Below are 16626 nucleotides of genomic sequence, written 5' to 3' on the forward strand. Positions count from 1 at the left end.
ACCGTCAGAGTAGCTCGCTCGAATGACATTTTTGAAGTGTATGCGTAATGCGATAAACCGTAGTGTAACGAAGGTTAGAAGCAATCTTCTTCCCATGTGAGGTAATGTTAACTACCATCTTGCTTAGCCGCAGGCACAAGCGGACGTTTGTGCTATGAGTGTGGAATATAAAGTAGGTGTATCGCATTAAGAAATTCACGTTGATCTCAACTTCGTCATGCACTTCGCTAACGTAACGAAGAATACTGTTGTTACATCATCAGGCTTCTACTCCCTCTCTTCCGCCGATTCTTCGGAGTAGGCAGGGAGGGCCGGGGTGAGGCGCTAATACCCTCCAAAATTCCTTGTACGGTTAATGCGCAGGTCTCTGAGGATGCCTGCCTTAGGATTCAGTACAATGCTGAACGATTTCCACGGGCCCACCGGTGTTACATTAATGCTAAGCTGCCAGCAGTGCATTTCGCGGCTGATGAACAAGGTAAGCATATTCATCTGCAGCGTTTTGAGGTCAAAATAGGTAGAGCCGCCCGCCTTCCATTTGGGAGTAATGCTGAAATCGCCGCTAAGGTTAAGGCTTGCATTAAAAATATTCTGCACACCGCGGTAGTTGGCCATTTGCTGGCGGTAGTAGTTGACCGCAACAGAGGCAGATAAATTCCAGGGGATATTAAAATCTACAAACTCGGATGCGTTTTGGCGAACATACTCTATCTGCCGCTGTTGCTCATCCATAGTAAGGCTCGGGTCTATGGGCACTCTTTCCTTGTCTTTACGCTCATCTTTCTTTTTACTGGAAAAAGAAGTGGAAAGCGCCAGGCTGGCATTGGTAAGATTTCCTAAATGCCCTCTTGACCATAGCAGCTGGCTTGTCCGGATACCGGTTTCCGGGTTCACGGCGTACTGGTCTATGGTAGCGTTGCTGGTTACAGAAAGTTTATTGTCAAACAAAGAGGTACGCATGGAAATAGAGATGGGCTGCCATTGCATGGAATCGGCCAGGAAGTTGTAGCCGGAATTGATGCTTAGCCCGTCTATCAGCCTGATCTTTTTGGTCAGGTTTTCATCGAGGCCCGTGGTGTCATTGTCATTGCGCATTTTCATTTCCAGCAGGTTGTCAATGCCGAAATTCAAGCCGCCGAAAGCCATGTTGCTAAAACCTCCGAAAAGATTGCCATCGTATTGGGAAACCATCATTTTATTGCCTCTCTTATCTATCTGCAATTCTTCGTAGTAGCTTCTGGCCATGTTGGGAGAGTAGCTGGCGCTTATCGTGGGCCTGATCTCGTGGCGCAAGGCCAGTATTTTACCCTTCCTGAAATTAAACGTACCGAATATCCTGGTGTTCGCAGACAGGCCAAAGCTCATTTGACGGGCAATGTAGAGTCCTTTTTTATTAATAGTATCCACCTTTTCTTCAGAAGCATTCCATTTACGGTATATTTTCCGGCTCATCCAGTTTTCAGAGTACGATACCGAGGGAGAGATCATCAGCGGGCCCAGGGCAGGCAATGCAAGTGTAATGGGAATGTTATGCTGAGCTCCCCATTGGGTAGTATCTAATAAATGTTTGAAGCTAAAAGCCGTATCATAAAAAGAAAACTGGTTCAGCAAGGTGCCGTTGTAGCCAATACCGAAATTCTCATACCATTTGGGCGTACCTGCAGACTCTTTGTTCTGAAAGGGGTTAAAGGTAGTAGTAGAAAAGCTAAGCGTAGGCAGCTGCACATTGATCAGCTTTGTCATGTTGTTCTGGTTGTGGTTGGCTTGCATGGAAAGATTGTATTTACCGTCCTGCCATGACTTTGAGTAAGCAATACTCGAGCTCATCTGGTTCTGGAAGTTCTTATACGGGTTGTTGGGTATATTCCTGTTAAAGCCGGAACTGCCCGCATTTACGCTGGCAGAGAAGCTTACCCCGGGACGCGCCTTGCTGTCCATGGAGTGGCTCCAGTTTACCTGGAAACTTTTATTGCTGATAAATTCGTCGGGAATAATGGTTGACTCATTCAGCGTCCGGGTGTTCTGGTAGTTAAAAGAAAACCTGCCCCTGTAGCGGTAACGTTTGTAGTACTGCGGGCTTACATTCACAGTATAGCCGAAATAAGAATAAAGGTTTCCGCGGAAAGTGACATCCCAGTAGTCATTGATCACTTTATAATATCCCAATCCTTCGAGCCCCAGCCCCATGGAAGAGTTCTGGGTAAATTGTGGCGGAATTACACCTGAATGCCGTCCGCGCTGCATGGGGTAGATGCCGAAAGGTATAGCTACAGGCATGGGCACACTTTCAAACTCGGGGATAGCCGGGCCTGATACAGCCAGTTTATTGGTGATGAGTTTTAATTTTCTCGCCCGCAGTGCAAAGTGAGGCTCATCCAGGTTACAGGTAGTGAACCGTCCGTTGTAGGCAAATGCCACATCTTTATCTACTTTTTTTACAATTTCCGCATTTACAAAAATCTCGCCTTCATTGTAATACGTATTTTTAAAAATACCCTTCTGTGTTTTCAGGTTAAAGGAGATCGTATCCATGATAGACTTGGACTCGCCCTGTATTATGGTCGGCAGGTTCAAAGCTTTTTTGGCAGTATCGGTACCGCCCCAGGCGCGTACAATATTGGTGGCATTGTCGTAAAAAATAGTATTGGCCGTAATGTCCACACTTTCGGCTGAAGTGGCGCCCTCTGTTTTTGCGTTGGCATTGCCGTGCAGGTAGAGTTGTTTCTGAGGTACCAGGAATACAAAGGAATCTTTGGCGTGGTAAGCTATGGGTGCAGTGAGTGAATCTTTGGAAAGCGTAAGTGTATCAGTAGTATTTCTTAAAGTATCTTTTACAACTGCAACCGTAGTGTCCAGGGTGCGTATGGTTGCAGAATCTATAACAGGAACAATCGTATCCGTGCGGTAAAAGTAAGCAGGCCATGTTTTTGCTAAGAAAAAGTTATAGTTTGGATAGGAAAAAGTTTGCTGGTGTGAAATAAGCAATGCTACAATACTAAAGGCAACTTTAAGTACGTTTTTTAATCTAACTTTACATTTACAAAGTTTATTCATATCAGACTATAGGCGCCGTTCCTGATTAATACGCAATATTAATAAGAAGGATTACATAAAAGATAAAAACAGGTAGTTAATTATTCTTCAAAGATTATTAAGATGCAAAAGTAACTCTTCTGGTTTATTTCAATCAATAAAAAAGAAATAGTTTCTTCGCTGCCTGTTTGCCGCGCCGGTATGAATAAACGTAAGGGACAAAATATTGCTCTAAAAGCTGGAGACAGTACACCGCAGGACCTTTACTTTATATTTAACTGAACAATGAAATAGCCATCCCGCCTCAGGCGCGACAAACCGGGATGATTATTTGGCTAAAACGAAGTTCACTGGAAGTAATTCTTCAGATAGCCATCGGTAAAAAATAAAAAAAGCCGCGAAGCGGCGCACTAAAAAATACACACATGCAACTGAAATTTTCAATACAAATTTTGTGTTTAACCTTGTTGCTGGCCCAAAATGCTTCATGGAAGGTTTATGCGCATGACGATAAGAGAAACAGTAAAAACAAAGCAGGCATAAAAACAATTATTGTAGACGCCGGACACGGCATGCCAGATCCCGGCGCGCAGGGCAGCTTCAGCAATGAAGCAGATATAAACCTTGGCATTGCCATGAAGTTGGGGGAAAAGTTAAAAAAAGCATTGCCTGACTGTAAAATTCTTTACACCAGGACCAGCAGGAACCTGCCCAATGGATTGCAAAACAAGGATGCGGCCAACCGCTGGCGTGCGCAATTCGCCAACGACAACAAAGGCGATCTGTACATTTCCATACACGTCAATGATGTAGCGGCCAGGTATGGCAGAAGAGTGATCGGCACACGTGAGGAAAACTATACCACTTATACCGGGAAAGGTAAAAAGAGGAAAAAGATCACCGGGACCAGAACAGTAAATGTATATGAATCTTACCGCCTGCCATGTGCCACCAGGGGCACACAGACCTATGTATGGTCTGCTGCCAAAAACGATGAAAAGAAAGGCTACATCAACCAGGAAATGAGCCGTGAATACGATATGGATACAACGTTTTCAATGGATGAGCAGGAAGCTAAAATACTGGCATCTATTTACCTGAAAAAATACATGAACCGCAGCCGAGCGCTGGCAGAGCTGGTAGAAGAAGAGTTCAGGGCAAAAGGCCTGCCCAGCGCAGGGGGCGCCATGCAGTTCAATCGCGGTATAAAAGTGCTGGGTGCAACTGCGATGCCCAGCATTCTGGTGGAAACAGGCTATATCTGCAACCCCGCGGATGAACAATATCTGAACAGTACTTCCGGCCAGGATACCATAGCCGATGCTATCATGAACGCAGTTGTGATCTACAAGAAAAATGTAGAGGCAGGCATTATTACAGAAGGCTTACAGGGTGCAGATTAAAAATAATAGTGTTATTTTGCGCACTGAACCCAAAAACAATGCTGAAAACATCAAATAGCTGTTGGCCTTACAAGGTAATTGATAATAGAAAAAATATACGGATGAAACATTTGCAAGTAATTTTAAATCCATACTTTTTAGCAATTTTTTTAACAATTATTACTTTCCCGTTTACTTCATCAGCCCAGCAAAAGAATGATAAATTTACTATTGTAGTAGATCCCGGGCATGGCGGCTCTGATGTAGGAGCTGTAGGTGCATTTTCAAAAGAAAAAGATATAGCGCTGGCTGTAGGGCTTAAGTTTCGGGATGCGCTTGTCAGGGCATTCCCGCATGTAAATACCATTATGACGCGCAGCAGCGACATTACCCAGAACGTAAAAGCCAAGGCAGATATTGCCAATAATGCAGGCGGCAGCCTGTTCATCTCTATTCATTGCAACGCAGCGCCGAAGATCAACCGTAGCGAAATCACAGGATACAAAACGGAAACATACTATACGGGCAAAGGGAAAAAAAGGAAAAAGCATACAAGGGAAGTGCCTGTATACCGCAGGTGGTCAGAGCCAAACCCTGCCAAAGGCACGGAAACATTTATATGGTCTATTGATAAGGTTGACAGCAAGACCAATGCGCTGAGAAATAATGAAGAACTTTATATAGATGATGAGATGCGGAAAGAGCTTGCCAACTTCGATCCTGATTCTCCTGAAAAAAATATTATTTACACACTGCGTTCCAAGCAGTATTTTAACCGGAGCGCCACACTTGCCAAAAATATTGAACAGGAGTTCATCAAAACAGGCAGGGAAAGCCGCATGGCCAAGCAAAGAAACAAGGGTATATGGGTCTTGCAGGCTACAGCCATGCCCAGCGTGCTGGTAGAGATCGGCTTTATCTCCAATCCTGAAGAAGAAAGATATCTAAACAGCCACGAAGGCCAAATGGAGATTGTAAACGCTATGGTAAACGCGGTGAAAACATATCTGAGTACTTCAGTTTCGCTGTAAAAATTTTTCACGGCTTTATTGATTTATTGTTTGTGCATTGATTGCGCTTTTCACCCAAGGCGGAAAAATAGTACAAAGTTCAATCGAAGAACCAAGTTGTGCCTTGCAAAATGTCAAATCATAGTCTTAGCGCTGCTTTGCCTATACAGGATGATGGCAGTTTTTTATGCGCAGTCCGGTTTCTTGTTCTCTGGCCTAAAAGGATGTGTTTATTCCTTCATATCTTTTCCAAGTACAGGTTTTTTTCATATTGTAATAAAGGCAAAAGGTTTCATGTGTATATAGTTATTTGTTTTTCAGTTGTCACATGGAATAGCCTTTATTCATTGACGTTGGTATGCCACTTTGCTTATGGCTATTTCATGTGTGTATATTTATTTGTTTTTTCAGTTGACACATGGAATAACCATTTTTTTAGGTTCAATACTCATTCCAGGTTGGTATAGATTCCTAATCTTTATGGTTATTTCATAATATTTGTTCGATTGCAATTCCGACCATTCTTCAAAAGTATAATTCCAAATAAATGCTATTGTGAATGCACTAACGAAAACTGAATTGTTAATGGCAGTTTTATCCGAATAGTAATTGTAATGTTTTGGTAGCTATAAACATTTTTTTGCTGTCGGGGAGTTTTATAAAATCATATTTTGTGTAAAACCTTTCAGCTTCTTCATCTATCGGGTGTACAACAACTGCGAATGAACCAATTTCTTTTGATATTTCATAACTTCTTTTTAGTGCATCAATAAGTAATATTTTTCCTATTCCCTGACCTTGATATTTTTTGTCGATTGCTAATCTCCCAAGTAAGGTAGTGGGAATTGCATTGTATGATTTTGGAAGTTTCTTTCTAATATGTTCTGGAAAACTATTTAAAGGAATGCTATTATTTGAAAGAGTATAATATCCTTGAATGTTTGCATCATTTTGAGATAAAACAAAACATGCAGACAGCTTTCTCTTAATGTCTTGCCCTGCTTGAGTTTTCAAATAATTATTTAAAGGCTCTTTTCCACAATCAAAATTTTCTCGATTGTGTTTTGTGTCTAAAAGTTCAATCATTTCTTTGAATTTGATACAAAAACTTTGTAGTCTTCCAAAGCATTTTTTAAATTTTTAGAAGGTTGCTTTGAGTTTGTTATTGCATCAAAGAAGATCTGGCTGTCTCTTTCAGAAGCTATTACCTGTTCTTTTTCCTGTACAATTTCTTTTGCTTTGTCTTGTACAGTTGAAATGACAAAATCAGTTAAACTTCTATACCCGCCTAAATATGCAGCTTTCTCAAAAAACTGTTTTTGCTGTTTAGGAAGTCTTGCATCAAATCTTGCATGTTCTTTAATTGTCGTACTCATAATTGAAATGTTTTTTCAAATGTACGTAAAAAATCCGTAAATAAATTATTTGTACGGTAAATTCCTGTACGATTGCTTGATTAATGTTGCGGTACAACGTAAAGGAATGTTTTATGGTAACAGGGGGAGTTGTATAAGCGGAGTTCTATCCCATAAAAATTAGCAGGTTAGCGGGCGAACAAAAAAAATACGGATGAATTAAAAATGAATACTTGAAATTAGTATCTTGCACGGGAGAAATGTAAAGTGGTGATTGTTAGAGCATGCTTGTAGCATTAGCAGGCATACTGCCCGTGAAAAGGGACGGTAATCAATACTGTTGGCCAAAAAAAATAAAAATATACGAATGAAACTTTCAAACGAGTTCAAAATAGGAGCGCTTACGATTTTTGCGGTATTATTTCTTTTTCTTGGATTTAATTTTTTGAAAGGAAAGAATATCTTCAAAAACGGATTTTTTCTTTATGCAAAATTCTCCGAGGCAAAAGGCCTGCAAAACTCAAACCCGGTAAGTATTAACGGTTTCCAGGCCGGAAGCGTGTACTCTATAAAGGCTTCCAAAGACCTGAAAGAAATCCTGGTAGAGATAAAGCTCAACCAGGATTTTGAAATTCCCTCTACCTCACTGGCAGCTATAAACAGCAATCCTATTGGTACATCGAGCGTAGAAATCACTTTAGGTGATGATAAGAAAATGCTGAATTCCGGCGATACCTTGCGGTCTACTTACACCGCCGGCCTGCTGGGACAGGTAAGTTCGCAGATTATTCCGCTGGCAGACCAGGCAAAGATGGCGCTTACTTCTGCAGATTCGCTGATTAAAAATTTCAACAGCATTGTAGACCTGCAAACCAGGACCAACATGCAGCAATCCATTGCCAACCTTTCGCGCGTTACTGCTGGGTTAACCGTTACCATTAATTCTATTCAAAGGCTGCTCGACGCACAGTCAGGTGTAATAGCTGCTACGCTGGGAAATGTAAACAGCTTTACGGGCAACCTTGCCGGCAATAACGCCAGGCTTAATTCTTCCATGATGAATTTGGAAACCACCACCAGGAAACTTTCTGAACTGGAGTTGCAGCATACGCTCAACAGGCTGGATTCCACTATTACTACGCTCAACGTGGCAGTAGCCCAGTTAAATACTACCAACGGTACTGTTGGTGCGCTTATCAACGACCGCCAGGTGTATGACCAGCTTAGCGAAACTGCCCGCAGCCTCAACATCCTGATGGATGACCTGCGTGTGAATCCCAAACGATATGTACACTTCTCGCTGTTCGGCAGAAGGAATGATAACAATTACCTTACAAAACCATTGCAGCCGACCACCGGCTACACACCGCTGAAAAAAGATTCGTTGAATAAATAAGCTGATGATGCTTGCTGACACGTGACGCTCAACAGTACTTTAAAAATTGATTTTGCAGACTAATACAATAAGGAAATTTCTGTTGCCGCTGCTGGCCGGCATCTGCATGCTGCTGGTATCTTACGGGGGAGCACATGCCCAGCAACCTCTTGTAAGCTTTCAATCGCCCGGCTTTAAAGTAATAGATATTGTGCGTGCGGGCAGGTTAGGCAAGAACAACGATTACCAGTATGCTGCCGGCAATGTGATCATGCGGCAGGCAGGCACTTATTTTTACTGCGACAGCGTATCTTTAAACACCGTTACCGGTATCATGGAAGCCTTTGGCAGGGTACATATCAATGACCAGGATAGCATACACACTTATTCCAATTACCTCAGGTACAAAGGTAAAGAGCGCACTGCCTACCTGCAAGGCAACGTAAAACTTACGGATGGCACCGGAACACTTACCACAGACCAGTTGGATTACGATATGAATACCAGTATAGGCGTCTATAAAAGCGGCGGTAAACTGGTGAACGGAAAAACAATGCTTACCAGCCGTGAAGGAATATATTACGGCGATACGCGCGACATTACTTTCGCTAAAAAAGTATTGCTGGTAGACCCGCAATACCGCATTACTACAGATTCGCTTTTGTACAACACTACTACTAGAATAGCCACCTTTGTAGTTCCTACGGAGATCAACAGCGGCAACAACCGCAAAATCATTACCAGCGACGGCACTTACAACATGGACACGCGGCAGGCTTATTTCGGCAGCCGTCCTACTATTGTTGACAGTACAACCCACCTGGTTGCCGATGAAGTGGCTTACGACGACCGCAGCGGCTTTGGTGAGGCCAGAGGCAATGCCATTCTCAAAGATACGGCACAGGGCATAGTAGTGATTGCCAACAACATTAAAACCAATAAAAATGAATCATCATTCCTGGCTACTGTAAATCCATTGGCAATAATGGCTCAGGAGGGAGACTCCACCTACGTTTCAGGAGATACCATTTATTCCGCCAGGCTTACAGACAGGATTGCAGGCATCAATTACAAAAATCTTACTTTACAAAAAGAAGAAAGGGCAGTTGTTGATTCTGTGGACTATAACATCCAGGACGATGTAGACCCCGAAGTAAAGCCGCATTTAGATAAAGAGGTTCTGCCGGAAAATAAAAGTATTCCGCTTAAAAAAACACCAACTCAGGGAACGCAGAAAAAAGCAGTAAAAAAAGAAGCAACCGCAGATATGGCCTCGTTGCTGGGCATAGAACGTACAGATACATTGCAAAAACAACTTGCCCGCACCGATACAATTGTTGATCCCGGCAAGACTACGCCATCAGCCATTGACAAAACTTTGGCTGCAAGAGCAGACACCACACTGAAAAGAAATGACAGGCCCGGTTTTGGCTTCCCTTCAACAGCTTTGCCGGCAGATAGCGCGTCGGGTAAAAACGATGATGATAAAGACCGCTTCATTGAAGTGTATTACAACGTAAAAATATACAACGATTCTTTGCAGTCAGTCTGCGACAGTATGTTTTATTCTTCACAGGATTCTGTATTTCGCCTTTTCAGGGAACCAATTGTGTGGACAAGCAGCAACAACCAGTTTACACAAATGGTAGGCGATACGATCTATGTTTTTACGCAAAACAGGAAACCAAAACGCATCAACGTGTGGAAGAATGCAATGATGCTTAGCCAGCCTTACCGGAACAGCGGCCAGGCCTTGAATGAATTTTACAACCAGCTCTCGGGCACCTACCTGTACGCGTACTTTACCAATGGCCAAGTAGACAGTATGCAGGCGAAAGGTAATGCCCGCAGTATATATTATTTGTTAGACGATGGCGAAAAATACCTCGGGGTAAACCAGCAGGAAAGCGATATACTTGATTTTTATTTTAAGGATAAGCAGTTGCTGAAAATCGTAGGCCGGCAGGATGTAAAAGGCACCACCTATCCCATGCGGCAGGTAGATCACAATGCTATCAGGCTGCGCGGCTACAGGCTTTACAACGAACGCCGCCCTAAATCCAAGTACGATCTTATTGCGCCTGCAGTTGAAGTTATTGAATCTTCTTCCGCAACTCCTGAGGATGAACAAACGGAAAACACCGCACCGGCTAACAGGGAACCTTAGCGCTTCGGCAAAAATATTTCTCAGGATAATTATTCAGGAGTTGCCATTTGCTGGCATAGCCTAATAAAGTTTAGAGATTTCGCGAATACAATACCTTATTATTAAAAAACATCATTATTATTATGATTACAGAAAGAAAAGCAATAAAATCAAAATATATATTCACCGGACTGGAGATGCTGACAGAAAAAGCAATCATCTTTATCAATGAACGTATTGAAGCCATTGTGGATAATGATCAGGTGCCTGAAAATATTATGTTGTACGATTTCCAGGACAGCATTATTGCTCCCGGGTTAATTGATTTGCAAATTTATGGCGGCGGGGGATATCTTTTTTCTCAGGAGCTTACTGCACAGTCGCTGCATGCTATTGCTGATTATTTAGTAAGTACCGGCACTACAGGATTTGTGATCACTCTTGCTACTAATTCCATGGAGGTGTTCAGGCAAGCCGCCAGCATCGTAAGATCAAATCCACATCCCGCTGTTCTTGGGCTTCATTTTGAAGGGCCTTTTATCAATCCTGGAAAGAAAGGAGCACACTTGGAACAGTTTATTAAAAGTCCTTCTAAAAAAGAAATAGAAGAGCTTGTACATGATACGGGAGATGTTTTGAAGATTGTTACTTTAGCGCCTGAATGCGTTGATCCTGGCTACATACAATTGTTTACAGATGCGGGAATTATTGTTTCTGCAGGACATAGCGATTCAACTTATACACAAGCAAAAGCAGGCTTTGAAAATGGTATTCGACTGGCTACACATTTATTCAATGCTATGTCTTCAATGCATCATCGGGATGTAGGAATGCCGGGCGCTGTGTTCCTGGACAAACAAGTACAAGCCAGTATTATTGCAGACGGAATACATGTCGACTATGCCACCGTTGCAATTAGCAAACAAATCTTAGGTGACCGGTTATTCCTGATTACTGACGCAGTTGAAGAGGTTAAAGAAGGAAGTTACGTTCACCATAAGCAGGCAGACAGGTACACACTGCCGGATGGTACACTATCCGGAAGCAGACTGACCTTACTGAAAGCAGTAAAAAATTGTGTACACCACGCCGGCATTACAACATCAGAAGCTCTGCGCATGGCATCTGCCTATCCGGCAAAGATTCTCAGCATGAATGATAGAGGCATTATCAGAAAAGATAATTATGCAGACTTTATAGTTTTTGACGGGGATTATGAGTTAGTAGCCTCTTTCCTGCGCGGCAAGTCCCTACACATGTAATGCTACTATTTCACAATAAGATTAGTCGGCAAGATGCTTTGTTATGTTTTTATTGTTCAAAGCTCTTAGCTATTGGTGGTTCCAACGTTGAGACGTAACAATGAGTATTTGAAATAGCAGGCGCTGCGCAATTATTGATGACCCTGGCATAGAAACGATAAAAATATATGAGTTTAACAGGCCTTTCAGGCAAACTTGCTTATTAAAAACAACTCAAATCTTTAGGATTTGTTATTTTTGTTCATTCATCAATAATCGTATTTTTTAAGTGAATCAATAAGCAAGCGTACTGAAAAGAGCATTTAATATATTTTATAAGTTCCTACTGGCTGTGCTGGCAATTATCTTGCTGGTATGGCTGCTTATTCAGACCGATCTGGTTCAAAACTATTTATCCGGCCGCATTACAGCCAAACTTTCCAGGGAATTAAAAACCGAGGTAAGCATCAAGCATGTAAGTATCGGCCTGTTCGACAGGATGAATCTTAATGGCATCCTGGTGAGGGACAGGAGCAAAGATACCTTACTGTATGCAGGCTCTTTGAAGGTGCGTGTAACAGACTGGTTTTTTTTGAAAGACAATATTGAACTGAAATATATCGGGCTGGAAGATGCCGTAGTAAAGATGGACCGCTCTGATTCAGTGTGGAACTACCAGTTTGTGATCGATTACTTTACACCGGAAACACCAAGGGAAAAGCGCAAACGCGCCATACAGCTGAGTCCCAGAAAGATTGATTTTAAAAATGTTTACTTCCAGCAGCGCGATCTCTGGGAAGGCCGTATACTGAATGCGCGTGTGGGCATGCTTTTCCTGGATGCCAGGCGCATGGACTTCATGAAGAACATTTTTAAAATTCAAAACATACAGATTTACGATCCTGTAGTGCTGGTAGCGCAGATGAAAGCTTTAAATCCGCAACAACGCAAGAGAAGCCTTGAGGAAAACGGCTTGTATTTTAATGCAAAAGACATGCTGCTGGAGCTGGATACCATCAATGTCCGCGGTGGCAGATTTACCTTTCACAACGGCGATGCACACCTCCGGTCAACACGCGGTGTGTTTGACCCTAAGCATATTGCAGTACATGATGTGAATCTTTCAGCAGGAAATTATACTTTCATCAAAGACACCATGAGAGGAAATGTGGTAATCTCATTGAGAGAAAGAAGCGGCTTCGATTTGAGGGAATTCAATGCCGGCGTAGTGTTGACACCTCAAAGGATGCAGTTAAATAAATTATTTATACGCACTCCGGAAAGCAGGGTGGGCAATTATCTTTCCTTTCATTACACAGATTTAAAAAACGATTTAAAGAATTTCGTATCAGATATTTTGATGCGCGGCAACCTGGTAAACACCCGTGTTGCCACCAACGACATCGCTTATTTTGCACCCGAACTTAAAGAATGGAAAAAAGTATACAGCATTGATGGCACGCTGGCAGGCACAGTAGATAATTTTGCCATCAACGATCTTATGCTGAAGAGCAGTAATGACATGTATGCCAGCGGCGATCTCACAGTAAAAGGGCTGCCGGACGTTGATAACACCCTCATCAATTTCACAGACCTCAATTTGCTTGCCACCATCAATGAGCTGGCTGTATTTGCACCAAAATTGCGGCAGGTAAAGAAGCCCGATCTGCAGGCTTTAGGCAGGATCAGTTACCGCGGGAACTTTACAGGCACGGTGCATGACTTTATTACCAACGGACGGTTTACAACTGCTTTGGGCGATGTAACGGCTAAGCTGAACATGAAGTTGCCAAAGAATGCAGAACCTACATACAGCGGCACCATTGCTACGGACAGGTTTAATTTTGGAAGATTCCTGTCTGCGAAAGATGTAGGCAATATCAGCTTCAACGGCACCGTAGCTGGGCGCAGCTTTGATATTGACCACGCGCGTGCAGACTTGCGGGGCCATTTTAATTACCTTGTTTTTAAAGACTATACCTACCGGAATATTGATGTGAATGGTACGGTACAAAACAAATCTTTTACCGGTGAACTAAATGTTGCTGACAGCAATGCCCGCCTTGTGGGAAATATAGAAGTAGACTTCACCGGCAGCAGTCCGAAATTTAATGTAGTAGGCGACCTTGCAAAATTGGATATGTTTGCAACAAAGCTGCTCAACAAAAAAGTAAATATTGCAGCGCTGTTTGACCTGAATTTTGAAGGGAAAAATATTGATGACTTTATAGGTTCCGCCAAGATGCTGAATGCCATTGTAACGGTAGACTCTACCACCATTAACTTCGACTCTTTAAACCTGTATGCATTTGTAGATGAACAGAATAATAAAGTACTTACCCTCGGAAGTAATGAATTTGATGCAGAAGTATATGGTAAATATTCCATCATAGACCTGCCGGCTACTGTTCAGTTGTTCCTGAATAATTATTATCCATCCATAATAGATAAACCAAAACGCATACCACGCGACCAGCAGATAAGTTTCAAAATAAATACGTATGATTTTTCTAAATACGCCCAATTGATCAACCGCCACTTAAGCGGCTTGAACAATGCAAAGATCACAGGCGACATCAATACGTTTGGTGAAGGAAAATTTTATGTGAATGCTACTTTTCCGTATGCAGAATATAAACGCTACCGTTTTGAAAATCTATCCCTCAGCGGTAACGGCAACTACACACGGCTGGATCTTAACGGCAATATTGAAAAGATACATGTTACCGACAGCACCATTTTTCCCAATACTACACTAACTGTATTTTCAGAGAAAGATCATTCGCATGTAAAAATATTTACAGGCTCACAGACTTCTATCAACGAAGTAAACCTGGATGCAGATGTATACACGCTGCAAGACGGTGTACGCATAAATTTCCGGCCATCGTATTTTGTATTGAATGACAAGCACTGGAACCTGCAGGAGCGTGGTGAGATATTTATAGGCAGAAGAACAGCCTCGGCCAGGAACGTAAAATTCTCGCAGGGTTTCCAGGAGCTCACCGTTGAATCGGAGACCATCGGCGGTTCATCCAACAACCTGGTGGTAAAATTAAAAGATGTAAACCTCGGCGACATCCTGCCGCTGGTTGTAGCCTCTCCGCGCATGGAAGGCAATGCAAACGGCACCGTGCGTCTGATGAACTTTTACGGCCCGTTTAAAATGGAAGCTAAATTAAAGGCAGATCATTTCCGCTTGGAAAATGATTCGGTTGGCGTTGTAAATATAGATGCCGATTTCCTGGGGTCTAATAAAACAATCTCTTATTATATTTCTTCCGATAATGAAACCTACGATGTAGACATACAGGGCAGGTACAGGCTCATGGATACAACCGGTATGCCATTGCTGGCCAATTTTATTTTTGACGGCACAAAAGCCACCATACTCAACAAATTTCTCGGTACCGTATTGTCAGATATTGAAGGCAATGCTTATGGCAATCTATCGGTGAATGGCACTTTCCAACGCCCTTACCTGATTGGTGATGTGTTGCTGAAGGATGCTGCTATGACGGTTAATTTTACAAAAGTCCGGTACCGTTCAGATTCTATAAATGTACGCATGACCGGTGAATACATCGACCTGGGTAATCTTCTCCTGAAAGATGAAAAAAACAATACCGGTATTTTCAGCGGCAGGATCTATCACAACCGGCTGCGCGATATGGATTTTGACCTGCATGCTGCTTCAGACAAAATGCTTGTGCTGAACACAAAGCCTGAAGACAACAGTTCTTTTTACGGGAGAGCAATAGGTAAGGTAAACTTTGATCTCACAGGCCCGCAGACCAATATGCGCATGAACATTACAGGCGAAGTGGCCGATTCTTCGCAGCTGTTTATCCCTACTGGCGACCGCAAAGAGGCAGCAAGCGCAGATTTCATGGCATTTAAGAAATATGGAAAAGAAGTAGAAACAAAAACTGCCGCCACTTCCAACTTATCTGTAAACATGGACCTTACGGTCAATAAGATGGCAGACATGCAGTTGATACTTGATCCTTTAACGGGCGATATAATCAAGGCGAAAGGAAACGGCAGGCTGCGCATTTCTATACCGGCAGAAGGTGACATTACCATGCGTGGCAGGTACAATATTGAATCTGGGAGGTATGATTTTAATTTCCAGTCGTTTGTGCCTAAACCATTTGAGTTTAAGGAAGGCACCAACAATTATATAGAATGGAACGGCGACATTACCAAAGCCAACCTGCATATAGATGCACAGTATACTGCACAAAACATTACCGTGCGCGACCTGCTGAGCAACAACGCCTCTGCTCAATTATTTTCCAACAGCAATGTGGGTTCTTACCGTGGTGATGTGTACGTGATAGTACAGTTGCGCGGCGACCTGGTGAAACCCGACATCAGCTTCCGCCTGGATTTCCCTACGGGGAGCGTTATCAAATCCGATCCTGATTTTGGCGCATTCCTCAACCGTTTGGCTACCGACGATAACGAAATGCTTAAGCAGGTAACTTATCTGATCGTGTTCAATACATTCGCGCCTTACGGCCAGGGGTCTAATGTAAATTTTGCATCTGCCGGTGTAAATACGATTTCGCAACTGATCACCTCCGAGCTTAATAAATCCTTATCAGATGCACTGTTCCGCATCACGGGCGACAGGAGCCTGCGGGTAGATATCAGTGGCTCTACCTATAGCAGCGCCAGTTTATTCGGCGACGTAAATGCCGGGAGGCTCGACAGGCAGATTATCAATGCAAGAGTGAGCAAGAGCATCCTCGACGGCCGTGTGATCGTAACTTTCGGTAACAATTTTGATTTTAATATTAACGCGGCATCAGCATTAGCCAACAACAATTTTCAATGGTTGCCCGATATCTCTGTACAGATTATCTTAAGTAAAGACGGCAGGCTGCGCATGCTGATCTTTAACAGAACAAGCCTCGGCCTTGCTGGTACGGCCGGAAATATAGGACGGCAAAACAGGCAGGGCATAAGCGTAAGCTATTCCAAAGATTTTGATAAATTGCTCTACCGCAGAAGGGCTAAAGACTCACTTAAGGCTGAAGACAGTTTAATGAGATTTAAACCGTAGGTCATATCGAATG

Annotated in this window: 9 protein-coding genes; 6 read left to right on the plus strand and 3 right to left on the minus strand. The window is 42.8% G+C overall.

The window, feature by feature from the left end; all coding sequences use genetic code 11:
* Positions 1–324: 324 nt before the first annotated feature.
* The gene (locus tag OD355_RS02650) at positions 325–3054 is read right to left on the minus strand and encodes a putative LPS assembly protein LptD (protein WP_263036899.1); all 2730 of its coding nucleotides are present in this window, start codon (positions 3052–3054) and stop codon (positions 325–327) included.
* Positions 3055–3458: 404 nt separating this feature from the next.
* Here OD355_RS02650 and OD355_RS02655 point away from each other — a divergent pair, with 404 nt between their 5' ends.
* Together OD355_RS02655 and OD355_RS02660 are read left to right on the plus strand one after the other, a co-directional pair.
* Complete coding sequence (locus tag OD355_RS02655) at positions 3459–4436, plus strand: N-acetylmuramoyl-L-alanine amidase family protein (protein WP_263036900.1); 978 nt, start codon at positions 3459–3461, stop codon at positions 4434–4436.
* Between the two features lie 101 nt (positions 4437–4537).
* Complete coding sequence (locus tag OD355_RS02660; protein ID WP_263036901.1) at positions 4538–5446, plus strand: N-acetylmuramoyl-L-alanine amidase family protein; 909 nt, start codon at positions 4538–4540, stop codon at positions 5444–5446.
* 573 nt (positions 5447–6019) lie between these two features.
* Here OD355_RS02660 and OD355_RS02665 read toward each other — a convergent pair.
* Entirely contained in the window at positions 6020–6511 is a 492-nt protein-coding gene (locus tag OD355_RS02665) for a GNAT family N-acetyltransferase (protein ID WP_263036902.1), read from the minus strand.
* Complete coding sequence (locus OD355_RS02670) at positions 6508–6801, minus strand: type II toxin-antitoxin system TacA family antitoxin (RefSeq protein ID WP_263036903.1); 294 nt, start codon at positions 6799–6801, stop codon at positions 6508–6510. Before OD355_RS02670 ends, OD355_RS02665 begins: the two co-directional genes overlap by 4 nt.
* A gap of 346 nt (positions 6802–7147) precedes the next feature.
* On the opposite strand from OD355_RS02670, the gene OD355_RS02675 reads away from it, so the two are divergent.
* The 4 genes from OD355_RS02675 (at position 7148) to OD355_RS02690 (ending at position 16613) form a co-directional block, all read left to right on the plus strand.
* On the plus strand, positions 7148–8176 hold the full coding sequence (locus tag OD355_RS02675) for an MlaD family protein (protein ID WP_263036904.1): 1029 nt from the start codon (positions 7148–7150) through the stop codon (positions 8174–8176).
* Between the two features lie 52 nt (positions 8177–8228).
* On the plus strand, positions 8229–10322 hold the full coding sequence (locus OD355_RS02680; RefSeq protein WP_263036905.1) for an OstA-like protein: 2094 nt from the start codon (positions 8229–8231) through the stop codon (positions 10320–10322).
* A 122-nt stretch (positions 10323–10444) separates the two neighbouring features.
* Positions 10445–11563, plus strand: a complete 1119-nt coding sequence (nagA, locus tag OD355_RS02685) for an N-acetylglucosamine-6-phosphate deacetylase (protein ID WP_263036906.1) — start codon at positions 10445–10447, stop codon at positions 11561–11563.
* Between the two features lie 331 nt (positions 11564–11894).
* Positions 11895–16613, plus strand: a complete 4719-nt coding sequence (locus OD355_RS02690) for a translocation/assembly module TamB (protein WP_263036907.1) — start codon at positions 11895–11897, stop codon at positions 16611–16613.
* The last annotated feature ends 13 nt before the right edge of the window (positions 16614–16626 follow it).

It is taken from the genome of Haoranjiania flava (assembly GCF_025631005.1).
Classification (GTDB): domain Bacteria; phylum Bacteroidota; class Bacteroidia; order Chitinophagales; family Chitinophagaceae; genus Haoranjiania; species Haoranjiania flava.

Excerpts from the sequence above, each read along its gene's own strand:
- OD355_RS02650 (WP_263036899.1), bottom strand. The coding sequence starts at position 3,054 with ATGAATAAACTTTGTAAATGTAAAGTTAGATTAAAAAACGTACTTAAA.
- OD355_RS02655 (WP_263036900.1), top strand. The coding sequence starts at position 3,459 with ATGCAACTGAAATTTTCAATACAAATTTTGTGTTTAACCTTGTTGCTG.
- OD355_RS02660 (WP_263036901.1), top strand. The coding sequence starts at position 4,538 with ATGAAACATTTGCAAGTAATTTTAAATCCATACTTTTTAGCAATTTTT.
- OD355_RS02665 (WP_263036902.1), bottom strand. The coding sequence starts at position 6,511 with ATGATTGAACTTTTAGACACAAAACACAATCGAGAAAATTTTGATTGT.
- OD355_RS02670 (WP_263036903.1), bottom strand. The coding sequence starts at position 6,801 with ATGAGTACGACAATTAAAGAACATGCAAGATTTGATGCAAGACTTCCT.
- OD355_RS02675 (WP_263036904.1), top strand. The coding sequence starts at position 7,148 with ATGAAACTTTCAAACGAGTTCAAAATAGGAGCGCTTACGATTTTTGCG.
- nagA (WP_263036906.1), top strand. The coding sequence starts at position 10,445 with ATGATTACAGAAAGAAAAGCAATAAAATCAAAATATATATTCACCGGA.